This window comes from Pedobacter sp. B4-66, from assembly GCF_018492665.1.
Classification (GTDB): Bacteria; Bacteroidota; Bacteroidia; order Sphingobacteriales; family Sphingobacteriaceae; genus Pedobacter.
This window is the reverse complement of the sequence record NZ_JAFVME010000001.1, coordinates 392,277-417,368: the sequence shown is the minus strand read 5'-3', so window position 1 is coordinate 417,368 and position 25,092 is coordinate 392,277. Positions and strand designations below refer to the sequence as shown.

The 25,092-nt window shown below is 36.2% G+C and carries 18 protein-coding genes; 11 read left to right on the top strand and 7 right to left on the bottom strand.

Features of this window, described 5'->3' with window-relative positions:
• Positions 1-60: 60 nt before the first annotated feature.
• Positions 61-870 carry a helix-turn-helix domain-containing protein gene (locus J1905_RS01685; protein ID WP_214225446.1) on the bottom strand — a complete coding sequence of 270 codons (810 nt, stop codon included), beginning with the start codon at positions 868-870 and terminating at the stop codon, positions 61-63.
• A 670-nt stretch (positions 871-1,540) separates the two neighbouring features.
• Between J1905_RS01685 and J1905_RS01680 the strand changes: the two genes are divergently transcribed.
• Positions 1,541-2,764 (top strand): alpha/beta hydrolase-fold protein, encoded by a 1,224-nt coding sequence (locus J1905_RS01680; protein ID WP_214225445.1) that lies wholly within the window; start codon positions 1,541-1,543, stop codon positions 2,762-2,764.
• Between the two features lie 137 nt (positions 2,765-2,901).
• Here the strand turns inward: J1905_RS01680 and J1905_RS01675 are convergent, their stop codons facing one another.
• Positions 2,902-4,011: a LytTR family DNA-binding domain-containing protein gene (locus J1905_RS01675; protein WP_214225444.1), complete on the bottom strand. Its 1,110-nt coding sequence runs from the start codon at positions 4,009-4,011 to the stop codon at positions 2,902-2,904.
• A gap of 200 nt (positions 4,012-4,211) precedes the next feature.
• Between J1905_RS01675 and J1905_RS01670 the strand changes: the two genes are divergently transcribed.
• From J1905_RS01670 to J1905_RS01660, 3 genes are all read left to right on the top strand, one after another.
• Positions 4,212-5,132 carry a heme-binding domain-containing protein gene (locus J1905_RS01670; protein ID WP_214225443.1) on the top strand — a complete coding sequence of 307 codons (921 nt, stop codon included), beginning with the start codon at positions 4,212-4,214 and terminating at the stop codon, positions 5,130-5,132.
• 16 nt (positions 5,133-5,148) lie between these two features.
• Positions 5,149-5,628 carry a cytochrome P460 family protein gene (locus J1905_RS01665; RefSeq protein WP_214225442.1) on the top strand — a complete coding sequence of 160 codons (480 nt, stop codon included), beginning with the start codon at positions 5,149-5,151 and terminating at the stop codon, positions 5,626-5,628.
• 323 nt (positions 5,629-5,951) lie between these two features.
• A complete protein-coding gene (locus J1905_RS01660; RefSeq protein WP_214225441.1) occupies positions 5,952-6,110 on the top strand; it encodes a hypothetical protein in 159 nt (52 codons plus the stop codon).
• Positions 6,111-6,571: 461 nt separating this feature from the next.
• On the opposite strand, the gene J1905_RS01655 is transcribed toward J1905_RS01660, so the two are convergent.
• The 4 genes from J1905_RS01655 to J1905_RS01640 form a co-directional block, all read right to left on the bottom strand.
• The gene (locus tag J1905_RS01655; protein ID WP_214225440.1) at positions 6,572-8,101 is read right to left on the bottom strand and encodes a RagB/SusD family nutrient uptake outer membrane protein; all 1,530 of its coding nucleotides are present in this window, start codon (positions 8,099-8,101) and stop codon (positions 6,572-6,574) included.
• Between the two features lie 54 nt (positions 8,102-8,155).
• A complete protein-coding gene (locus tag J1905_RS01650; RefSeq protein WP_214225439.1) occupies positions 8,156-11,467 on the bottom strand; it encodes a SusC/RagA family TonB-linked outer membrane protein in 3,312 nt (1,103 codons plus the stop codon).
• A 288-nt stretch (positions 11,468-11,755) separates the two neighbouring features.
• The gene (locus J1905_RS01645) at positions 11,756-12,850 is read right to left on the bottom strand and encodes a FecR family protein (RefSeq protein WP_214225438.1); all 1,095 of its coding nucleotides are present in this window, start codon (positions 12,848-12,850) and stop codon (positions 11,756-11,758) included.
• A gap of 91 nt (positions 12,851-12,941) precedes the next feature.
• A complete protein-coding gene (locus J1905_RS01640) occupies positions 12,942-13,511 on the bottom strand; it encodes an RNA polymerase sigma factor (RefSeq protein WP_214225437.1) in 570 nt (189 codons plus the stop codon).
• A 337-nt stretch (positions 13,512-13,848) separates the two neighbouring features.
• Here J1905_RS01640 and J1905_RS01635 point away from each other — a divergent pair, with 337 nt between their 5' ends.
• The 5 genes from J1905_RS01635 (at position 13,849) to J1905_RS01615 (ending at position 19,479) form a co-directional block, all read left to right on the top strand.
• Positions 13,849-15,285, top strand: a complete 1,437-nt coding sequence (locus J1905_RS01635) for an MBOAT family O-acyltransferase (protein ID WP_214225436.1) — start codon at positions 13,849-13,851, stop codon at positions 15,283-15,285.
• Between the two features lies 1 nt (position 15,286).
• Complete coding sequence (locus J1905_RS01630; protein ID WP_214225435.1) at positions 15,287-16,207, top strand: DUF1574 family protein; 921 nt, start codon at positions 15,287-15,289, stop codon at positions 16,205-16,207.
• Between the two features lie 67 nt (positions 16,208-16,274).
• Positions 16,275-16,820, top strand: a complete 546-nt coding sequence (locus tag J1905_RS01625; RefSeq protein WP_214225434.1) for a GNAT family N-acetyltransferase — start codon at positions 16,275-16,277, stop codon at positions 16,818-16,820.
• A gap of 107 nt (positions 16,821-16,927) precedes the next feature.
• On the top strand, positions 16,928-17,794 hold the full coding sequence (gene rfbD / locus J1905_RS01620) for a dTDP-4-dehydrorhamnose reductase (protein ID WP_250317962.1): 867 nt from the start codon (positions 16,928-16,930) through the stop codon (positions 17,792-17,794).
• Positions 17,795-18,072: 278 nt separating this feature from the next.
• Positions 18,073-19,479, top strand: coding sequence for a sugar MFS transporter (locus tag J1905_RS01615; RefSeq protein ID WP_250317961.1), 1,407 nt, complete (start codon positions 18,073-18,075; stop codon positions 19,477-19,479).
• A gap of 85 nt (positions 19,480-19,564) precedes the next feature.
• Here the strand turns inward: J1905_RS01615 and J1905_RS01610 are convergent, their stop codons facing one another.
• On the bottom strand, positions 19,565-20,281 hold the full coding sequence (locus tag J1905_RS01610) for a GntR family transcriptional regulator (RefSeq protein ID WP_214225433.1): 717 nt from the start codon (positions 20,279-20,281) through the stop codon (positions 19,565-19,567).
• Between the two features lie 218 nt (positions 20,282-20,499).
• Here J1905_RS01610 and J1905_RS01605 point away from each other — a divergent pair, with 218 nt between their 5' ends.
• Positions 20,500-22,746: a GH92 family glycosyl hydrolase gene (locus tag J1905_RS01605; protein ID WP_214225432.1), complete on the top strand. Its 2,247-nt coding sequence runs from the start codon at positions 20,500-20,502 to the stop codon at positions 22,744-22,746.
• A 6-nt stretch (positions 22,747-22,752) separates the two neighbouring features.
• Positions 22,753-25,050, top strand: coding sequence for a GH92 family glycosyl hydrolase (locus J1905_RS01600; RefSeq protein WP_214225431.1), 2,298 nt, complete (start codon positions 22,753-22,755; stop codon positions 25,048-25,050).
• Positions 25,051-25,092 lie beyond the last annotated feature (42 nt).

Genomic DNA, 25,092 nt, shown 5'->3' with positions numbered 1-25,092 from the left:
GATAAGTCTGCTACAAAGTAACCGTGGAAAAAATCATCGAAATTGTAAAAATGTAACCAACTATGTAAAAAGCCAAACATTTTTATTTGCTGTGTTTACATTTCTAAAGAAAAGATTGGGATTGATTTTAGTAAGGGATTTAAAATCTTTAATAAGATGAGATTGATCGAAAAAAAGATTCTCGTACGACAGTTCAGTTAGGCTTTTTAAACCTTGATATTTGGTAATCGCTTTTCTGAACCGGAATATTTTCCTGTATTCCACCGGGGACTTTCCTAATTTCTTCTGAACTATATGGTTTAGGTGCTTTCTAGAAATATGATGTTTTTTAGCAATGTCTTCGATTTTCATGTTAGATTCAATGTCTAATAAAATAGTTTTCATGAATGCTAGGTCTTTCATCACCAGCTTTGATAGCCAATAATTTTCTAATGCATTTATTTGTAAAGGTCTTTTATCTATATGGAAAATTTTATTCATTTCCTCTTTAAAATCTGAAAATTGCGGAATAAATTCTGTCATTCTTTTTAGAGAAAACATTGTTTCCAGATTTTCTACAAAATAATTAATACCGAGCGGTTTAAAGTAAATAGTAATCTCTCTGAAAGGCTTTGTATATTGCACTTCTATCGGATTTACATAACGATACGCAAAACTCGCATATATATTATTAGTATAAGAGGGTTCAATAGAGATTTTATTTCTTTCTAGTTTTACTTTAGAATTAAGGTTTACGGTAACAATGCAGTAATTGTTTGGGAATGTCATGTATGCCCTATCAGCCCCAGTTCCATGATCATTTAAAAAATAGTAACCCTCAATGTACTGTTTTAATATATCGTTTTCTGGTGGGTAAAAGTGTAATTCCATCGTTTTTTATTTACGTATAAATCTAGTATTTAGTAAATAGACAAGTAAAAAATCATAATGTGACAAAATGTATTTATTTCAAATTTTTCAATATCCTTCTGTTCTTTTCATATTTGCGAAATCTTTTGTTCTATTATAATCTGGTCAAGGTGTCCTAATCGAAAATCACTTTGATTTTTGATGCCTGATTAAATGAATTTTTTTCTTTCCAAATCCTCGATTATAGGCTCAATAAGCAATAAAAAGCGGTTTAGATGTTCAACGTATTCCTCCTGACCGGAACATATTTTTAACACTGTGTTAGTATAGGGTTAATGTTTCCAATGACAATTACTAAAGGGGTTGCAGGTTATCTGCAACCCCTTTAGTTTGGATCACGTTTGTCTATTATACCACAGATACTACCATCTCATCGATTGTTTTCTGTGGACTTGAAATATGATCAATTATATTGAAGCAATCAGGAGTAATTAACAAAATCATGAGCTTAGTATTGTTTTTACTGATGTCACTATGTTTCAATGGAAATTCATTATCTTGGATTTACTAAAATAACAATTATGCTCAACCTCAAATTATCTGATTTATCTGAGTCCAAGATCTCATAAAATAGGCGGTCCAAATATTGAGGAGTTGTACTATGTTAATAACAGTAAATCATACTTCGATAATGAAAAAATTAATTCTTTCAGTTCTTATAGCATTTTTTTCATTGTGTGCCTTGGCTCAAAAGGACAATAAAGTGACTATCGGCACAATTGATAGCATCCAATCGAAAATTCTGAATGAACAAAGAAAAATCTGGATATATGTACCAAGTAGTTGGCAGGCTGATTCTAAACAGCGATACCCTGTTTTATATTTGTTGGATGGTGATGCCCATTTTTATTCAGTAGTAGGTATGATTCAACAACTCAGTCAGGTAAATGGCAATACTATTTGCCCAGAAATGATTGTAGTTGGTATTCCAAACACGGACAGAACAAGGGATCTGACTCCAACACATGTAGATTCTGACGCGCCTTTTATCGATAGTGCATTTTCAAAAACATCAGGGGGCGGCGAACGCTTTGTTTCATTTATTGAAAAGGAATTGATGCCGCGTATTGATTCCTTATATCCAACTCAACCTTACAAAATATTAACCGGACATTCGCTTGGAGGTCTAACGGTGATGAACGTTGCAATAAACCATACAAAATTGTTCAACTCTTACATTTGCATAGACCCAAGCATGTGGTGGGATAAAATGAATTTTTTAAATACAACTAAGAAATCTCTGAAAGAAAAGAATTTTTCAGGTACTACTTTGTATTTAGGAATTGCAAATACTATGGATGAGCGCATGGATATAACTAAAGTTCGGAGTGACACATCTAGTGGTACCAGGCATATCCGTTCAATTCTTGATTTGGATAAATATATTAAAACGCAAAAGCAAAACGGGTTAAGGTATGAAAGTAAATATTATAGTAATGATGACCACGGATCTGTACCCTTAATCACAGAATATGATGCTTTACGCTTCATTTTTAACAAGTATCGTTTTAAGTTTTCCTTTAAAGATTTGACAGATCCTAAGGTAGACTTAGTAAATAAATTCGAGAAACATTATCAGGAAGTTTCAAAGCTGTTTGGTTATAAGGTTTCCCCACCTGAAAATACGATAAACGGCTTGGGCTATGAACTATTACAGCAAAAGCAATATGCCAAAGCCGGAAGGTTATTTAAAATAAATGTTGACAATTATCCTGAAAGTGATAATGTCTACGATTCTTATGGGGACTATTTCCTGGCAATTGGCGATAAATCAAAAGCGATTGAATGTTTTAAAAAGTGTTTGTCCATAAAAGAAAATCCAGAGTCTCGGAAAAAATTAAATAAATTATTGTAGTAAAATAATCCTTAAAGCCGCTATTTTGGTTTCCTTTTCGCGGTTATTTTAACCGGTTTAGTATATTGTTTTGTGCATTTAAATTGGGTGAACATTTGGTCATTTGGTCTAAGATTAGAAAGACATGAGACGTGACCCTACCTGTCAAGCCATTGCTTGAAAGATGCTACCTTGTTTTTGCTAATGATCACTTCAGTTGGCGATTTTGGGGTTGTAATGAGTTTTAGCTGGTTTTTTCCATAGATATATATAGTAGCAATTGCCTTTAGACTAACAATGAACTGCCTGTTGGCACGATAGAAATCCCCATTGTCCAATTGCTTCATCAGTTCATCCAAACTGTCACTTACCGGATAGTTTTCCTCTGAAAATGTACTTATGTATGTAATTCCATTTTGCAAAAATACAAAGGCTAAAGTATCTGTATCTATGGAGACAAGCTCGTCTTTATGATAGGCGATAATTCGTTTTTTAGGGATTGATTTCTCCTGATCCGGACCTGTAACCGGTAACGAAACTTTATCTTCTGTCTGAAAAACACGCAGTTGATTATTTAATCTGGTTAGGACGCTAAGTTCCTGGTTAAGCTTGTCAATCTCCTGGTTCATTCTTTCCTCGTACCTGCTGTAAATCATACGTACAAAAATGACGCTACAGCCGATAATGATGAATGTACTTAAAAGAAAGCCTATTGAAAATTTTAAGTATAGACCTGTCAGCTGTTCTTCGAGCGCTGGAATTTTAACGTGAGAAGCAACCATCCAGTCTGTTCCTTTGACTGGATAAACATTGACGATTTCTGAACTTTTATTGGATGCTTCAGGGAAGGACCTGATGCCATTACTTAATTTTCCCGAATTCAGGACCTCAAGAAAAGCGGAGTTTTCCTCATCTTTCAGAATTCTGGAATTATCTAAACTGATCTTCTTGCCGATGAGGGCTGGGTTAGGATGACAAAGTTCAACACCGGCTGTATTATACATGCAGATAAATTCACTCCCAACATCGGTATTGACGATACTCTTCTGGAGATTGACTATGATCTGTTTCCTTGGTATCCCGCTTTGTAATTGTGTTTCCAGCAGGCCACTTATCTCCCTTACCCTCCTGTTTCCAGACTCAAGTCTGCTGTTCCAAAGGTTATCCTTGGCGGATTGGTAGAGTAGCATGAAAGAAACCAAACTTACAATGAAGACAACTGTGCTAAGCCCTATAAGGAGAATGGTATTTAGGCGGCCTTTTTTCATGGATTACAAGAGCGTATATCAGTCATAAGCTGTTAAATTTCGGAGCGCTTTTCGTTCCGGTAAAAATACAAAAACAAATCGGATTGAAGGTGTTCGGCTTTAAGGTCGAAAATATCCCTTTCACCAGATTTCAATGAAATTACCTTGATATGGCCTATAAATTTGCCCTATGTTTAACCTTGCCTCACAATACAACTAAGATGAAAAAGAAAACGATTATACTGTTAATATTAGCTGCCATTGTTGGTCTGGCACAATTCATAAGGCCGGATAACATAAAAAAATATGAGAATGGTGTGAAAACTGAGGATCTTGCCGGAGTTCCCAAAGAAGTAAATGAGATCTTAAGGAACTCTTGTTTCAACTGTCATTCCTCTTCTTCCGAATTGGCCTGGTATGATAAAATAACACCGGTTAGTTTTTTGGTAGCATCCCATATTCAGGAAGGAACTGAAGTGTTAAACTTTAAGGACTGGATGAGTATGTCCATCGCTAAGCAAAAGGCAGTGCTTTATTACTCCATCAACAAAATACGTTCTGGAGAAATGCCGCTGTCCAGCTATATCTTAGCACATCCCGCTGCTAAAATAAATAAAAATCAGATGCAAGTACTTGAGGCATATTTGTTGTCAATCTCCGCCAGAGGCAAAACCGATAGTGTAAAGTTAAAGGCGTTAGAACGGGATCATAAATGGGTAAAGCCTGCTCTAAATGGCATTGCTTATATGCCGGATTACAGAAATTGGAAAGCCATCAGTACAACAGATCGTTTTGACAATGGGACTATGCGAATTATTTTTGCAAACGAAGTGGCCGTTGCTGCAATCAAGGCCAAAAATATAAATCCCTGGCCAGATGGTAGTGTTTTAGCAAAAGCGGCCTGGACGCAAGAAATAGCCCTCGACGGGAGTGTCTCTACAGGTCAATTTGTACAAGTGGAGTACATGATCAAAGATTCAAAAAAATACGCTAAAACGGAAGGTTGGGGTTGGGCCAGGTGGAAGGGCGATGATCTGAGACCCTACGGAAAAACTATAAATTTCACCACTGAATGTATTTCATGTCACAGGCCTGTCCGTGAGAATGATAATGTATTTACCATTCCACTCAATTTAAAATAACAAGGAGTAACCGAAAATGAAAAAACTATTAATGATTAGTACCCATATTTTGATCTTGATAAACTTGTTTGGATGCGGTCAATCTAACGTGAATGTTTTAAATGAAGGCGCTAGTGTTTTAGCACTGAATGAATTACCGGAGAATCCATTGTTGCTGCATCCGCTAAGTTCCTCTATAAACCCAAACAATAACACAATGGCCACTTTGTACGGGAATGATTTAGCTATGGATCATGTTCATGCAAATAACGATTATGATTATCCTGCTGGAACTATTCTATATGAGGTGATTTGGAAACAAAAACCCGACTCGTTGTGGTTCGGGGGGAATATTCCCGGGGAAGTATTATCCGTTGAACAAATCGTCTTCAACGATAAGATAAAACCTACCTATAAACTGTATAAAGGTAATGGTTTACAAGTAAAGCAACGGGCGAAAGATACGCTAGAAAGGGTGAAACTTATAATTTCACAGCGTCTGGCGGTCTCTCCCTAGCATAACGTATTAACGATGTTTCTATGATTAATGTGAGTCTGTTGCAAAATTATTCTGAGGCAAAGAATGAAACAGATACTTTTAAAAAGGGAGTGATAGATGCATCCAGAAATGAGGTTGATCTTTCTGTTAGGAATTAAATTAAAGACCCTTCCTTAAATAAATTTGGGAAGTATATTCTTGATTTTTAAGAAATGGCTGCGAAATTATAAATACAGGCAATTTTCACCTTAACTTTTTAAATTATCCTTGATAATAGTACATTTGTGAGTACCATGAAAAACTTCCCATATCGGAAGTTTTTTTATTTTGAAATAAAGCTTATGACCGAAACGGAATATCTGGAGTTTTGTAAAAATCAAATCACAGGCCCACTAAAAGAAGAAGATATCATTACGATGCTAACTGCATGGGGCGCCATTAATTATTCACTTGGCTATAAAAATGCTTTAGTTGATCATGATATTGAAGCTAAAGAGTAAACCGTATACAATTTATACCTAATATCAAGATTTCAATTTAAACTATTGGTAGACACTGAATAATCTATACTTGGCTGGCCTTTCAGTATAACCATATCAGCAGTGCCAAGCAGAACCTATACGATTTGGCTAAAAAGCACTTTTTCTCCTGTTTTATGATTTAAGAGATATTATGATAAAAAAGCAGAACACAATTCATCGCCGATTTCCAGAATAACAAGGGCACTGTATATGAACAGCAAGAGAAGTTTGACGAGGCTTGAAGGTTTATAAAAATGCGCTTTTACACCAGAAAAAATATTACAGCAAAAATTTCGATGGCCTTGAGTAATGTGGATATTGTTTATAAATTTCAGAAAAATTATCAGGTCCTTAAATAGAAATATTGCTGCAAGAAAACCTCACAAGCTCATTAAATAGAGCCAGTGAGGTTTTAAACGTTTGAGGAGTTAATTTAGTTATTAATTATATCCTGGGTTTTGTACCAATTGTTTGTTTCTATCTAATTCCGATTGAGCAAACGGTAATACATTGTTTTTTTCACCGAAGATTAACTGTGCTCCGCCTGGATTTTTTAATGGGGCCAATTTACTTTCCATTAAGTTTCTTCTTTTTAAATCATAATAGCGATGTCCTTCTAAGGCTAGTTCGATTCTTCTCTCATGAAGAATGAACTCTCTTAGTTTATCTTTCGTATCATAAAGGGCTTGGTTTACCGGCGGCAAATTAACACCTGCTCTTTGTCTAATTTGATTCAAAGCCGCATAAATGCTCTCCTCTGGGCCACTTACCTCATTTTTTGCTTCTGCATACATTAATAACACATCAGCATAGCGAATGTGAATGATGTTTTGGTCGGTAAGAGGTGTTTTACTCCTGTCAAACGGAAGTTTGGATAAATCAATATATTTTTTCTGTGAATAGGTAGTTAAAAGTGGATCAGACTCATTAAATACCGAGCCATCAGGGTTAATATATTTTTCCGTAGGTACTTTAATGGTGAACTTTAAACGTGGATCCCTATTAGTGTATGGATCGGCCGGATTGTAACCAGAGCCTACTTCGTTGATCGTTTTTCCATTAGCCATTTCATAATCGTCTACTAAATTTTGATAAGGAGCAATAGAGCCATACCAACCTAGTTCCACTAAAACACCCTCATCACCCTGTGGATTATTAGGCGCAAGATATTTGGTAGAGAATATGATCTCTGGGTTGTTTTGCTGCGTTGTGGTAAGAAATAAGTTTGCATAACCACCTTGATAAATTTGAAAGCCACCACTACCGGTCATTACTGCATTTGCAGTACTAGCTGCTAATGGCCAGTTTTGTTGAAAAAGATAAACCCTGGCTTTTAAAGCTTGTGCACTACCCTTTACTACACTACCAGTATAAGCTACATCTGGTAAATTAGCGATGGCATAATCAAGCTCTTCATGTACAAAAGTCAAAACTTCTTCTTTTGTACTTTTTGCTATTCTAGCATCATCAGTTGTTATTGGCGCAGTTTTGTATAATATAACCCCTCCGTATGCCTGCACCAGATCAAAGTAGAACATTGCCCTAATAAATCTGACTTGAGCTTTATAATCCGTTTTTTTTGCATCAGTAATTGGAACTGCGTCTATATTATCCAGAAAGAAATTGCATCCCGCAATACCTTGGTATGGTATGTTGTAAAAGGGGGTCGGAATATTGGTCGAGTTTACTACACCTAATGTTAAGTTGCTGTTGAAACCATAGAAAGTATGCCTATCCAATGCATTATCTGAGTAAGCGTCAAGCCATAATTTTCTTTGGCCATAAAATCCACTTTGCAGTCGTCTATATACACCTACTAAACCCATTTGCGCATCTGCGTCATTTTTCCAGAATGCCTGACTGGCTATTGCGGCAGTAGGATTTTTATCGAGAAAGTCCTTTTTACAAGAAGTTAGCATTCCAATTATCATTACAATAATTAAAAATATGCTGGTTTGTTTTGCTTTCATTTTATGAATTTTTTTATTGAATACAATACATGTGATCATTTTTTACCGGGCAGATTAGTATTTAATTTTTAAACCTGCTGTGTATATCCTTAGTTGAGGGAACTGGGCAAATCTGCCGGATCCAGCTCTTTCAGGATCATTACCTTCGTATTTAGTCCACGTAATTAAATTGTCACCTGATACATATACTGTTATTCCTTTAGCTGCAATTTTTTTGGTGATCACTTCAGGGAATGTGTAAGAGAGATAAAGGTTCTTTAATCTCAAGTAAGAAGCATCCTGAAGAAAATAGGTCGAGGTATAACCAGCTACACCTGAATAGCCTGTAAGATAAACGGCAGGTATAGTATTACTAGGATTGGTTGGCGACCACGCGTTCAAGAACTTTGTTGGTGGGGCAGAACCTTGCATAAATGGTTCGTAACCCCATTGGGCTACTTGCACTTTCTGTCCCTGTACACCTTGAAAAAATGCGGTTAAATTAAATCCTTTCCAGCCTCCATTTACACTGAAAGAATAGGTGTAATCAGGAAATCTACTAATGCGAATTCGATCTTCAGGTCCTACAGTTCCATTTCCACTTACATCCCTGATTTTTAAATCTCCAGGTTTTAATGTGCCTGAGTTTGGTTGTTTGGGTGAGTTGTCTATTTCTTGCTGACTTTGGAAAATACCAATCCAATCGTATAAAAAGAAGTTGTCATAAGGTTGGCCAACCTCAAATGTTCCTACAGTTGGGGCTAAAACTTTAGTTACTTTGTTTCTATATCTGTTGAATATAAAGTTTGCTCCGTAGGTAAACTCGCCAATTTGATTTTGATGCCTTAGTTCTATCTCTATTCCTTTATTCACCATAGCGCCCGCATTGATTGTAGGTGGATCCATACCAACGCTGAGAGGTTGATCGGAAGCTGATGCCAATATATCTGTGGTGTTTTTATTATACCAGTCAACGGTTGCGCCAAATAATCCTTTAAACAAATCAACATCTAAACCAAAATCAACAATGGCTGTTTTTTCCCATTTCAAATCTTTTTGGGTTTTTCTTAACAAGTATACACCCGAATTTAAGCCGTTTAATGGATAAACGGTATTTGTAAGAATATCCTGATAGGGGTAATAGTTAAGATCACCATTGGGATATCGCACTTCCTGATTACCAAGTACGCCATAAGACGCCCTTAGCTTCAAATTATCAACCCAGGAAACGTTATCTTTTATAAAATTTTCTTCTGAGAGTCTCCATGCGGCGGAGCCTCCACCGAAGGTTCCCCATCTGTATTTTGGATCTACTCTGGATGTACCATCATAACGAATATTGCCTTCCAAAATATATTTGCCTTTATAATCATAAGTTACTCTTCCAAACAGTGACTGCAAAGCCCACTCAAAAGAGTTACCTCCTAATGATTGGTCTTTAGGTGAGCTTCCGTCCAATTCCATAATGGTATTGTTGGGGAAATCGAACCGATTACCACTTAAGGTTGTACTCCTGTTGTCTTGTTGTTCGTATCCTGCCAAAGCACCTATGTTGTGGTCATTGGCAATCGTTTTGGTATAGTTCAGGGTGCTGTAAAATACTTTAGTAATATTTCTTTCGGAACGTTGTCGAAGCCCGAAAAAAGAGGGATTCCCATTACTAACCTGCTGATATTCTCCTGCTGCATTTGGTTGATAGGCAAATGAAGGACTTGCAAATTGACGTTGCCTATAATCTTGATTAAAAAAGGTAACGGCAGCTTTTGAATACCATTTTAAATCCTTGGTAATATCAACATTTATAAAAGCCTGGGCATTTACGTTATAGTTTTTGGTGTACTGACCTCCAGTATTGTAAACTTCCTCTACAGTTCTGTTTGTACCTCCACTGGAAACATAATCTCTACTGGCCACTCTACCGGTACCATCTGGTAAATATGGTTGAAAAGTAGGAGCAGAAGCATAAGCCAATAGAAGCAAATCATCATTAGTTAACCAAGGCGCTTTAAAATCCTGATAAGAAAAATTAATGTTAGTGCCTACTTTTACCCTGCTGTGCGCTTGAGTAGCAAAATCTATCAGGCCATTATACCTTTTGTAAAGGTACCCCTTGGTAATACTATTTTGGTCTAAATAATTTAGTGAAATGTTGTAATTGCTTTTATCGGTTCCACCTAAAAAACTTAGGTTATGGTTTTGTATAGGTCCTTTACCCAAGACATACTCCAGCCAATTAAAATTCGGGTATTGAGCACTATTTGGATTGTTTTTGTATGCATCAATCTGAGCTTGAGTATATTGGGCTGCTTGTCCACTTCTGGCCTTTGCCTGGTTGTACATTTCCATATAGGTAACCGAATTTGTAATCAATTCCGGAAACTTTGTAGCCTCGCTAGTACCCCAATTGCCATTGTATTCTATGTCATTAGTACCTAACTTACCTTTCTTAGTAGTTACTAAAATTACGCCATTGGCCGCTCTTGATCCATATATAGATGCAGAAGCAGCATCCTTAAGTACCGTTACACTTTCAATATCCTGAGGTGAAAGATTCGAAATTGATCCAATAATACCATCTACTAATATAAGTGGATTAGGGGAGGCTCCATTTGAACCAAATCCACGTATTCTTAAGGTACCATTGTCTCTGCCAGGTTCTCCTGTAGACTGTACAACATCTACTCCAGCTATACGGCCTTGCAATAAGTTTTGTACATTGGGTGCCGGGCGTTCATTTATAGTATTTCCTGAAACACTTGCTACAGAACCAGAAAGATTAATTTTCTTTTTTGTGCCATAACCTACAGAAACTTCAACTGTCTCAAGATCATTCAGCTTCAAGGATAAACTAATCACCATGTTTCCAGCCGTAACCTTAACCTGTTTTGTATCATAGCCTAAAAAAGAGATGATCAGTTCTGCATTCTCATTAATCCCTTTGATCGAGAAGGAACCGCTTTCATTAGTTAAGGTAGTCATTGAGCTCCCCTTCACTTTTATTGTTGCTCCGACTAGAGGCTTGCCGTTCTCATCAAGAACAGTTCCTTTCACGTCAATAGCTGCGACTAAGGAGACAGGAGTGACAGGTATTGGATCACGTTCTCGAAGAACAATGGTTTTGTCTTTAATGATGTAAGTTAAAGGTTGATTTTTTAAACTGATTTGAAGTACATTTTCCAGAGATGCATTATGGAAATCGGCATTAATGGGGGTGATATTCTTTAGTTTTTTCTCTGACCAGATAATGTCATATCCGGTTTGTTTATTAATCTCGTCGAAGAGTTGCGACAATGATACGTTTTTCTTTACGTACGTAACGTTTTGAGCAAAGCCTGCTGCAGAAACCTGCAGCATACCGGCGATTAAAAGAATAACGGTTAACTTCATAGTCAACAGGATTTTAAGCATGTAGCCACTGGGCATACAAAAATCTTTAACATATTTTTTATACATTTGGTCGTTTGGTTAATAGCGAAAAGCGTTAGCTGTCCAAGGCTCAAAAACACTTTTCTAATTAGCAGGAAATAGTTGATTTCAATTGTTTTCGGTTTTACCAGAACGTATCAGGGGCGTTCTTTCGCCTCTGATTATTTTCTTAAACCATATACTAGTAATTGCTACGTGGCTGGTCTGTTTTTGCTCATACTTTTTTGGTTAGGTTGTTTAATTGATCTGTTATTTTATATTTTTAATAATTATGGTTCTTCCTTTAAGTTCAAATGAAGCTTCCCCTGTAAGTTCAAGCATTTCCAAAACTTTAGAAACATTCACATACTTGGTCATAACCCCTCCAAATTCTATATCTTTAAGTGCTGGAGATTGGAACTCTACATCAACATCATACCACCTAGAAATTTTCCTCATAATGCTTTCAAGAGTTTCGGACTTGAATCTGAAATAGCCATTCTTCCAGGCTATTATATTTTCAGTGTCCACTGATACCACTTTCATCTCTCCTTTAACATTTATCGCCTGATGTTCTGGTTTTAATAACGTCCCATTTACATCCACACTTCCTTCAAGAAGCGTAGTCCTTGTTCCGGCTTCGTCTTTATATCCATTGATGTCGAAGTGGGTTCCGTAGACTGTAACCAGCTGATTTTCTGAAACCACTCTAAAAGGTTTGGTTTTATCTTTAGCCACTTCAAAATAAGCTTCTCCGGTAATGAATACCTTCCGCTCTTTTGAAGGAGCAAAACTAACCGGGAACCTAATTGAGGATGCTGCATTTAACCAAACATGAGTGCCATCCGGTAAAATAACCTGATATTGTTCACCTTTAGTAGTGGTTAGGGTATTGAATTCCATCTGTCCAGATCTGCTATCAGCTACTTGCTTATACACTGACTGGTCTTTTGAAGAGAGTAAGATTCGTTTTCCATTCGCAAGGGTTAAAGTCGCTTGATTGTTACCAGGAGCAATATCATTTTTATTAGTCTTTGCAGTCTGTTTTGAAATCGGTTGATTCGATTTGAAATACAATAATCCTGCACCTACAGACAAAATAACTAAAATAGCTGCCGCAATCCCTCTCCATAGAGTAACTAATCGTGATGGGGGGACAATACCTAATTCCTTTCTAATCCTGTCGAAAATAGCATGTTGGTGCGCTTGTTCATCATTTGCATAAGAAGCATGAATTTCTAATGGTTCATCAGTAGTTTGATTAAACCAACTGTCAAACTCATTCTTTTCTTCTTTGGTAAGATTCCCCTGAAGATATTTATGAGCAAGCTCTTGAAGTCTGGTCTTATCCGTTGTTTTTGTCATCTCTCAGAACAGGTATATATTGACAAGTACCCCAACTCAACCAAATGACACAAAAAAATAAAAAAATATTAATAAGGAAAAAATGTGTGTTTTAAAGCAGGAAACTAAGAAGAAAAGTGTTTAGCCCTGCGCGAAGTGTTTTTTTTGTTCGTACCAGATTAGCATTTACTGCTTTTTCTGACATTCCCATTTCAATGCCAATCTCTCTATGGCTCATGCCTTCTTCTTTATTCATACGGTAGATGAGCGCACTCCTTTCTGGAAGTTTACCTACCATTTCCTCAAGAGCAGAACGAAGTTCATCAAAATCAAGATATTGTTGAGTAGAATCGTCCAAAATGTCATAGTTCAATACATTACTTTCTTCTGCTAATCTCTTAATCCTTTGTTTGTTTAAAAATTTCAGTACCCGATACTTTATGGAAACAATCAAATAGTTCTTAAATTCTGAAATTATCTCTAATTGTGCTCTTCTTTTCCATAAGGAAACAAATACATCCTGAACAATGTCTTCGGCAACGGCAATGTCTTCCGTTTTTTTTGCTGCATAATAAAGTACCTGCTTCCAATGACGGTTATATATTTCAGTGAATGCATGGTTATCCCCTTCACAAAACAATGTGATCAATTCAGCGTCAGTAAAAGATGGATATGATTTCATAATTATTAATGCTCGATCTGGAAATCACTTAATAAAAAACTCATCCCCACAAGACGAACTATATAAATGGTTAATCAATAAAATTATACTTTGTTAAAGTCTATTTATTAATAATTATTAACATATCATTAAGCGGATTTGGCAAATGTTATATTTAATATTATCTCTTAAATTTAGTTTGGTTGTATTAAAGTTACTCAGAAGTTTATTCTGTGGAAATGAATTAAACAGTTTTTTGGATGAATAATACAATTTTGATTCGATTGTGTAATTTATACCACACAAATAGAATAATGAAATTATTACATTTATCTATAGCTCTAATGCTTCTTGAGGCATGTTATTTAACTCTTTAAGTTTCGCCATCTTTTTACCGGTAGTTTTTCTGCTGTATTGGTTTGCAACAAAAGGTAACCTCAAGCTTCAAAATAAATTATTGTTAGTTTCCAGCTATTTCTTTTATGGTTGTTGGGACTACAGATTCCTGTTTCTACTTATTTTCTCAACCTTATTAGACTATTATTCCGGAATAAAAATAAGCGAAGCAAGCAGCAAAAAAGTGAGACTTTTCTGGCTCTGGTTAAGCATAAGTATAAACCTAGGCTTTTTGGCGGTCTTTAAATATTTCAATTTTTTTGTGGCTTCTTTTGCTGATGGCATTTCTTTATTGGGTTTTAAGCCAAGTTTTCTCACTTTAAATGTATTACTGCCCGTTGGGATTTCCTTTTATACTTTTCATGGCTTGTCATACATCATAGACATTTATAAAAACAGGATAAAGGAAGAACGCAACTTTATAGATTACTCACTTTTTGTAAGTTTCTTTCCATTACTTGTTGCCGGACCGATTGAGAGAGCTACCCATCTTTTACCACAAATAAAAAGAGAAAGGAACTTTGATGTTTCTAAAGCGGTGGATGGGTTAAGACAGATTTTATGGGGGCTGTTTAAAAAAATTGTTATCGCAGATGGTTGTGCAGAATATGCCAATATGATATTTAACAATTCATCTGAATACAATGGAAGCACTTTAATATTGGGTGCTTTATTTTTTACCTTCCAGATTTATTGTGACTTTTCCGGTTATTCAGATATTGCCTTAGGAACTGCCCGACTTTTTGGTATTGATCTGCTGAAAAACTTTGCCTTTCCTTATTTTTCAAGAGACATTGCTGAGTTCTGGCGTCGGTGGCATATCTCCTTATCAAGTTGGTTCAGGGACTATTTATACATTCCATTGGGCGGAAGTCAAGGTAGTATCTGGAAAAAAGTAAGAAATACATTTATAATATTTTTGGTAAGCGGCTTTTGGCATGGAGCTAACTGGACCTTTATTGTTTGGGGACTTTTAAACGCCTTATACATAATGCCCTCGATTTTCTTTGAAACAAATAGGCGCAATCTTGACGTTGTAGCTCAGGGGAGGATTTTTCCGAATTTAAGGGAGATTATAGCCATGGGAGTAACTTTTGGGTTAACTGTGATAGCCTGGGTATTTTTTAGAGCAAAAGATCTTCATCATGCCTTTGAATATCTTGGAGGTATGTTTTCTACTTCGGCCTTTAGTAAACCTCAAATATTTCCTCGATCTATCATATTGCTGATTGGAGTGTTTATACTGATAGAATGGAGGGGAAGAATGCAGGAGTATGCTATTGCTAATTTCGGGTTTAACTTTCCTAAACCGGTCAGGTGGGCCTTTTATTATACTTTGGTGCTGGCAATTGTTTGGTTTGCCGGCGAAAAACAACAATTCATTTATTTTCAGTTTTAATATGAGACAGTTTCTGAAATCTACCTTTCTATTTCTGCTTCCAATACTAGTTCTTGGAATCTTGGGAGAATTTCTCCTTCGTCATATTCCAAATGATTATGAACTTAAGAGTAACTACTTAAAACTACACACAAGTGAGATAGCTGTTTTATTTCTGGGGAGTTCACATGCATTTTATGGAATTAACCCGGCCAATATTAAAGAGAAATCTTTCAATGCAGCATATGTTTCACAAACACTGGATTTAGATGATGAGATCCTCGAAAAATATGGCGCAGACTGGAAAAGTTTGAAATTCATCGTCGTGCCTATTTCTTATTTTAGCTTATATAGCTCCATGAAGCATAATGGTGAAAGCTGGAGATTGAAGAGTTATGAAATTTATTGTGGAATTAAGGTAACAGACGATCTTTTCAGCCAATTTGAAATATTCAGTCAGTTTGAGCTAAATATGAACAAACTATATTTGTACTATATTAAAAAAAGTACGCTTCTTACTTCTTCCTATTTGGGCTGGGGAGAACACAAAAGAGTGTTAGGTAAAACTAAATTTCTTAATAGTGGACCCGTGGCCGCCAAAAGACATACAGGAATAAATGAGGAGTATTTTGTAAAGAATAAAGCTGTTCTAGAACGCATTATCCGTTTCGCAAAACAAAGAAACATACAGGTGCTGTTTTATACTCCGCCTGCTTATAAAACATATTTTGAACACCTTGATGCGAAGCAATTGAACCAAACAACCCATCTGATGGCAGATTTAGTTGCTCATCGTAATAACGTGACTTATGTAAACCTGCTAAAGGATAACTCTTTTAGTATTTCAGATTTCCATGATGCTGATCATCTAAATAGATTTGGTGCTAAAAAACTATCCGTTATGCTTGATGGAGTAATCCAACATATAAATCCTCCAAAATAAATCCCATTTTTTGGAGATTACGATGTTAAAATAGATAATTTTACTACCAGTATTAAGTGTAGTGGAAATGGTAATAACGATCGATCAAAATCTCAGACTGGAGCTAACAGCTGAAAAACATGCAGAAGGTTTATTTCAAGCTTTAAATAGTAGTCGACAGCAGTTGTCAGAGTTTCTGCCTTGGGTGCCTAATATGCAGTCTGTAGATGATTTTATTGCCTATATCAAAAACTGCGAATTATTTTACCAACAGCGAATGGAGGTGAGTTTTGTAATCATATTTAATGAACAAGCTGTGGGTAGGATCGGACTACACTATTTGAATCTTTTAAATGAAAATGCTGCAATAGGTTACTGGCTTACAGAAAGTGCCCAGGGTAAGGGGATTATGATTCGCTCTTGTAAAGCATTGATTAATTATGGTTTTAAGAAGTTGGGATTACATCGTATCGAGATTAAAGTGGCTATTTCTAATTTAAAAAGCCAGGCAATACCCAAAAAACTGGGGTTCCAAGTCGAAGGTGTTCTAAGACAAGCCGAGAAAGTGAATGGGGAATTTTTAGACCTGGTTTTATATTCAATGATCAAAGAGGAATGTGAGTATGGAGTTTAGCATGACTTTTCCGTAAATTGTCGAAAGCAATACATTCTTCTGTTTTTATTCTATTTTTGATTAATTAATTAACCTTTTTAAGTAGAAAACCTTCTAACCCAATTATATTGAAAACACTAGTACTAGGAGCATCAGGACAATTAGGACAATGCCTTAAGGCTGTTGCCTCAAAAAGAAATATCGATACATTAGACTTCCCCGATGAAAGCGTAGCAAATATCCTTGATGTTGAAAAACTAAGAACTTTATTTGCCGAGAGAAAACCAGCCTACGTAATTAATTGTGCTGCTTACACCGCTGTTGACAAAGCTGAAGATGACGTTGATCTTTGCAGATTAATCAATAAACAAGGAGCTTTAAATATCGCTTTACTATGCAAAGAATTTGGTGCTAAGCTAGTTCATGTATCTACAGACTTTGTTTTTGAAGGTGCTATTCCAGAATTGCTAAAAGAAGCAGATGTTGCTGAACCAATAAATATATATGGTTTAACTAAGCTAGAAGGTGAAGCGGATATTATCGATAACCTTAATGAGCATTACATCATTCGCACAAGCTGGTTGTATTCTGAGTATGCAAACAACTTTGTGAAAACCATGTTGAAACTCGGGGCAGATCGTGACGAATTGAGCATCATTGCAGATCAGATTGGTTCACCAACTTATGCTATCGATTTGGCAAATGCTATTCTCGATGTTATTGCTTCAGGTAAAACGGAATATGGTGTATATCATTATAGCAACGAAGGATCTATTTCATGGTTTGATTTTGCAAAAGGTATCTTTGATATTAGTGATACACAGGTAAAAGTTAATCCAATTCCTACTTCTGCATACCCAACAAAGGCTACCCGACCTAAGTTCTCAGTAATGGATAAAACTAAAATCAAAACCACTTTCGGAATTGAAGTTCCTTATTGGAGAGACAGTTTAGTTAGATGTATTGAACAATTATCTGTAATGGATAAAGCTTAATATTATGCTACAAAAAAGTGGCATAAGCTATGACTTAGGAGTTAATTTCCTGTGATGCTATATGTGAAAGTTTTAAAATTTGAGCCCTCAAATATATGTATCCTTAGGTTAATGGCTAAACTAGCTTCTTAATTTTATAAAACAGAAATTTAAACAGGTGCTTAAACTGTTTTCAATTTAATTATAGATTGAGAAAAGAATGTAATTTAAAATACTTGTATATACAAGTATTTTAAATTACATTTGAAAATAACCTTTAAACCAATATAAATCAGTTTATGCATCAAACCAAGGAACATGGCAGTTATTCTATGCCATTTATCGTTATTACTACACTTTTTTTTATGTGGGGTTTTTTAACCTGTATGAATGATGTATTGATACCTCACCTTAAAGTATTATTTGAACTCAATTATTTACAATCAATGCTCGTGCAGTTTGTGTTTTTTGGAGCATATTTTATAGGTTCGGTTGCCTATTTTGTAGTCTCTTATTTTAAAGGCGATCCCATCAATAAAATAGGCTATAAAAACGGGCTGCTACTTGGTCTTGTAGTGGCTTCGATAGGTTGTTTTTTGTTTTTTCCTGCGGCAAGATATGCTTCTTATGGGCTTTTTTTAGGTGCACTATTTATTTTAGGTCTGGGCTTTACATTACTGCAGATTGCAGCCAATCCTTATGTCTCTTTGCTTGGTAAACCAGAAGGCGCTTCCAGCAGACTTAATCTGTCTCAAGCTTTCAACTCCCTTGGGACAACAATTGCGCCTATAATAGGCGGATTTCTGATCTTCGAATTTTTTGCAGTAAACGGAGAAATTACTGCTGAGGCTACTGAGATTCCTTACGTTATCTTTACGGGAGTATTTTTATTATTGGCCGCTTTGCTTTATAAAATTAGATTGCCTGATTTTAGGTCTGAAGAAACTTCAGAAAAATCGTTAGGAGCTCTTAAATTCCCTCAACTTAAGTTGGGCATATTTGCCATCTTTTTTTATGTGGGCGGAGAGGTGTGTATTGGTAGCTTTATCATTAATTTTTTGGAACATAAGGATATTATGGGCTTGTCGGAATCGGTGAGTAAGAATTATCTGGCCTTATATTGGGGTGGGGCAATGATAGGTAGGTTTCTGGGAGCAATTTCCTTAAATCATCATATCGCTGGTTCAAAAAAAGTGTTATTTATGGTAGGTACGGCAATAGCAGTGTTTCTACTGATCTTTGCAATTGTAGATCTGAGTTTTGATCAGATGTCAGTATTTCTTATCCTTATTGGAATTAACTTAATTGGATTTTTTATAGGTAAGGCTGCCCCTGCGAGGACGCTTTCGTTTTTTGCAATGATTTGCATTGCCTTGATATTGCTGACTATATTTTCAACAGGTGTCACAGCGATGTGGGCAATAATTGGTGTTGGGTTGTTTAATTCCATCATGTGGTCAAATATTTTCACTTTATCTATACATGGTTTGGGAAAATATACTAGTCAAGGATCATCATTATTGGTGATGGCTATACTGGGAGGTGCACTGCTTCCATTGATACAAGGTGCAGCTGCTGATGCAGTAGGGATCCAGAAGTCATTTTTTATTCCGGTAATATCCTATTTATATATTGCTTTTTTTGGTTTCTTCTGCTCAGCGAGGTTGGGAGATGTAAAAGCTGCAAATGTTGCTGGTGGGCATTAGGCTAATTTAGGGTAAATGCTGGGCTAGGTTTTGAAATCTGGTCCAGCATTTTTTTGATTAGAAATAAATGGTATTGAAGAATGGCTTAGAAATAATCTTGTAAAAAGTACTCGGTTGTATTACAGTATACCAAGGAGTAAATATTCAGATTATTAATGTTCGTTTGTAATCTTCTTTTCATATGTACAATAGGATGATTGGTTTTAATATCCAACAGCTTGCTGATGTTTTTATCTCCATGTATTGCCCATATTTTTTGCTCACCTTCTTTAACCTCTATATTATAATGTTCTTTGAGTATTTTAAACAGAGAACAGTTTTCTAAATTTCGCGAAGTAAATCTTGGTAAATTGATATTAGTAATAAAAGTTTCTTCATATAAGACAGGTGTACCATTGATATGTCTTAATCTACTAAAAAACACACATCCATTTCGCAATTCTTCTTTATTGAGTTCATGGAAGAAATCGAGCGGCCAGCTTTGTTTGGCTTGCTTTTGTAGTATTGCTGTTGTTAATGTTTGATCACCAACTCCTGCAGTAACACCACTTAAAGAAAGAATTCCCAGGCCCTGTTTCGGTTCCGAAACGATACTGCCTTTGCCATGTCGCCTGGTAATATAACCCATACTCATCAAGCCTGTTAATGCCTGTCGTACGGTAACTCGTGTAGTGCTGTAGGTTTTACAAAGATCATTTTCTGAAGGGAGAAGTTCTCCTTTTTTATATGTTCCCTTGTCTATTAATGTTTTAAGGTCATCAATAACCTTTTTGTATAAGGGAATGGTTTCTTTTTTACTCATCGATATCATGTTTAGCGCTGTCTCTGCAAATGTAGTTATTTATAGCTGCTTATATAAATATGGCTATACAAGTTGTTGTATTGTAACTTGTATATATAAGTTGTTATAAATGTTATATTTATCTTGTATATACAAGTTGTTTTTTTTATGTTTGTTTAAGGCCATCTGAAAAGGTTGCTGTAACCAAATAAACCGAAATCCAACCAAATCTAATTCTTATGAACGTAAGATTTTGCGAGCACCTTTCCTGTTTTTTATTTGCAGGGATATTATTGTCAATCACTAGTTCTGTGTTTGCGCAGGTTAAACAATCAAATGTATCTTATGTAGACCCTTCAATAGGAGGTGTGGGGATAATACTGGAGCCTGCCCGACCTACCGTTCACCTTCCCAATAGCATGCTTAGGGTGTATCCCATAAAAAAAGATCAATTAGATGACAGGATCAGTTCTTTTCCATTAAATGTGGCTTCGCATCGCATTGCATGGGTGTTTTCTTTTCTTCCTGTAAGTGGAGATGAGACAGAAAGTCTATGGGATAAAAATTTAATTATTGAAAAGGAGGCCCTTACTCCTTATTATTATAAAGTTACTGATGAAGAATATGCCGATGTAGTAGAGTTTAGTCCCGCGGAAAGGAGTGGCTATTTCAAGACAACTTTTAATAGCCCTAAAAAACATCATCTACGTTTAGGCCTTTTTGGTAAAACCGGCGAAGTAAATGTGGAGGGTAAAAGAATCGTGTCGGGAACAGAATCTTTTTCTGGAATGAAGGCTTATTTTTATGCAGAATGTGATGCTGATATCATAACCTCACATTATCAGAGTCCTACCGAGAAGCAGCAGCTATTGTTGGCATTTAGTAATAACAATAAAACTGTTGGCTTTAAATATGGTATTTCCTATATCAGCATAGAACAAGCAAAACAAAATTTATACAGAGAGATTCCTTCATGGAATTTTAGCGAATTAAAGCATAAAGCTTTTCTGGTTTGGGATAAGAAGTTTATGCAAATTAATGTAAAGGGAGGGACTCTGGCGCAAAAGCGGGTGTTTTATACTTCTTTATACAGAAGTTATGAACGTATGGTTGATATCAATGAGTATGGGAAGTATTATAGTGCCTATGATCATAAGATACATGAATCGAAGGAGCCTTTTTTTGTAGACAACTGGATCTGGGACAATTATATCGCTTTGGAACCATTGCACATGATTCTTGATCCGAAAAAGGAAACCGAGAAGATAAAATCATATATCAAAATGTATGAACAGGGGGGATGGATGCCCTCATTTGCAGTAACTTTTGGGGACTGGCCGGCAATGACTGGTAATCATGCTGCATCTTGGATTGCTGATGCCTGGTTTAAGGGATTGAGGGGTTTTGATGTTAAAAAAGCTTATGAAGGGCTTAAAAAGAATTCTTTAGAAGGGACATTAATTCCATGGAAAAATGGCCCCGCAACTGTACTAGATTCATTTTATAATAAAAACGGCTATATGCCGGGCCTTGCAATGGGTGAAAAGGAAACTGTAAAAGAAGTTGAACCTACATGGGAAAAGAGGCAGGCGGTTTCTGTTACCCTTGAGAATAGTTATAGTGATTGGTGCATTGCACAGTTAGCGATTCCGTCTGGTAACCAGGGTGATAAGGAACTGTTTTTAAAACGTGCCGCTTATTATAAGAATGTTTTTAGGACTGAAAAAGGGATGATGTGGCCTAAAGATGCGGAGGGGAAATGGATAGAACCATTTAACTCAAAATTGGCTGTTAGGGAATATTTTACAGAGAATAACGCATACACTTACAATTGGCATGTAAAACATGACCTGCAAGGGGTTTTTCAATTGATGGGTGGGCTGAAGTTAGCAGAGAATAAACTTGATCAGCTGTTTAGAGAAGACCTGAGCTTGCCAAAATGGAAATTTTGGAATATACAGCCAGATGCTTCCGGTTTGGTGGGCCAGTTTGTGATGGGCAACGAACCTAGTTTTCATATTCCTTATTTGTATAACTATTTAGGTGCACCATGGAAAACCCAAAAAAGAATCAGAATGTTGTTGGATACCTGGTTTACCGATAATTTGTTTGGTTTACCTGGTGACGAAGATGGTGGCGGAATGACATCTTTTGTAGTCTTCTCTATGATGGGTTTTTTTCCGGTTACTCCCGGAATTCCAGTTTATAATATCGGTAGTCCTGTATTCAGTGAAATTGATATGAGCTTGCCAAATGGGAAGTCATTTAAAGTAATTGCTAAAAATTATGCGGTAGAGCATATTTATATCCAACGTGCGCTTTTGAATGGTAAGGAATTAACAAAACCCTGGTTTACTCATGCTGACTTAGTACACGGAGGTACACTTGAGCTGTTTATGGGCAGTGAGCCAAATAAAAGATGGGGAGCTCTAGAAACAGATATTCCACCTTCAAATATCAACTTAAACACTTCATTATACAATTAAATAGCTATGAAATTTAAAATAATTCTGATTTTGAAAATGTTGGTCATTTTTGGCTATACTGCCTCTGCTCAGCAGATAACAGGTTCGCCAAATCTGTTGCAATGGGTTAACCCATTAATGGGAACTGATTCCAAATATGACCTATCCAATGGGAACCAGTATCCGGTTATTGCATTACCATGGGGAATGAATCATTGGTCTCCTCAAACTGGTAAAATGGGGGATGGCTGGCTCTATACTTATTCCGCAAATAAAATTAAAGGCTTAAAACAAACGCACCAGCCGAGTGTTTGGATCGGTGATTATGGCCAGTTTTCGCTAATGCCTGTTACCGGAAAACTAAAAGTCACTGAAGATGAGCGGGAAAGTTGGTTTTCTCATAAATCAGAAATTGTTAAGCCTCATTACTATAGTGTTTATCTTGCTGATTATGATGTTAAAGCTGAAGTAACTCCAACAGAACGTGCAGCTGTTTTTAGATTTACTTTCCCTAAAACAGATAGTGCTTACGTTGTTATTGATGCATTTGATCAAGGCTCCTATGTAAAAATCATTCCAGAGAAACGCATGGTCGTTGGTTATAATACCAAGAATAAAGGGGGCGTGCCAGCAAATTTTAAGAATTATTTTGTAATTACTTTTGATAAGTCATTCACTAATCAGTCCACATTTGAGCATAGTGTTAAGCAGAATGGACTTGAATATACAGGTAATCATGCTTTAGCTGTTATTGGATTTAAGACGCAAAAGGGAGAACAGGTTAATGCAAAAGTTGCGTCTTCATTTATCAGTCACGAACAAGCAATTCAAAATCTTAAAGAAATAGGTGGTGCCGATTTTGACCAAATTAAAGTTAAAGGAGCACAAATTTGGAACAAGGAGCTCGCAAAAATAAAAGTAGAAACGGATAACTCAGATCAGATAAAAACATTCTACTCTTGTTTATATAGAACCCTGTTGTACCCCAGGAAGTTCTATGAGTATAATAAAAAGAATGAGGTAATTCATTATAGTCCATACAACGGACAAACATTGCCTGGTTTTATGTTTACAGACAATGGCTTTTGGGACACCTTTAGGGCTGTATTCCCTTTTTATAATTTGATGTATCCTAGCTTAAACGCACAAATTATGGAGGGGCTTGTAAATACTTACAAGGAAAGTGGATGGTTGCCTGAATGGGCCAGTCCGGGGCATCGTGATTGTATGATCGGCTCTAATTCTGCCTCAATCATAACTGATGCTTATTTAAAGGGAGCAAGGGGTTTTGATATAGAAACGTTATATCAGGCTATGCTTAAAAACTCTGAAAATGAGGGTCCACTTAGCTCAGTAGGTAGAAAAGGTGTTAAGTACTATAATGAATTAGGCTATGTGCCTTATGACGTGGGTGTAAAGGAGAATACAGCCCGAACGCTGGAGTATGCATATGCTGATTTTACCATTTACAAATTGGCGAAAGCTTTGGGTAAACCACAACACGAAATTGATCGCTTTGCAAAGCGTAGTTTGAACTACCGAAATGTATTTGATACAGAGAATTCTTTAATGCGTGGAAAAAATAAAAACGGTGATTTTCAAAGCCCTTTTAACCGATATAAATGGGGTGATGCTTTTACTGAAGGCAATAGCTTGCATTATACTTGGTCAGTTTTCCATGATATTGAAGGTTTAATAGGTTTAATGGGAGGTAGAGATAAATTTAACGCACAATTAGATACTGTATTTACTTCCGTACCCTTATTTGATGAAAGTTATTACGGTCAGGTGATCCATGAGATTAGGGAGATGCAGATCATGAATATGGGACAATATGCTCATGGCAACCAGCCTATACAGCATATGATTTATTTGTATAATTATGCTGGTCAGCCCTGGAAAGCCCAATATTGGTTAAGAGAAGTAATGGATAAATTATATTTACCCACTCCCGACGGATATTGTGGGGATGAGGATAACGGGCAGACTTCAGCTTGGTATGTGTTTTCTGCTATGGGCTTCTATCCGGTTTGCCCTGGTACTGATGAATATGTTGTAGGTGCGCCTTTGTTTAAAAAGGTAACGGTGAGTTTAGAAAATCGGAGGAAAATTACCATTAACGCCACTACGAATAGTAGCAGTAATCGCTACGTAAAATCAATGAAATTTAATGGTAGTCTTCATCAAAAGAATTGGGTCAGTCATAAAGCTTTGATGAATGGGGCAACAATTGATTTTACAATGCAAAAAGATCCAAATAAAACGCGGGGGATAAGAAAAGAAGATGTACCATATTCTTTATCGAAACTATACAATCAAAAATAATTATGAATATATAAAAAAGATAACCGTGAACCAAATAAACAC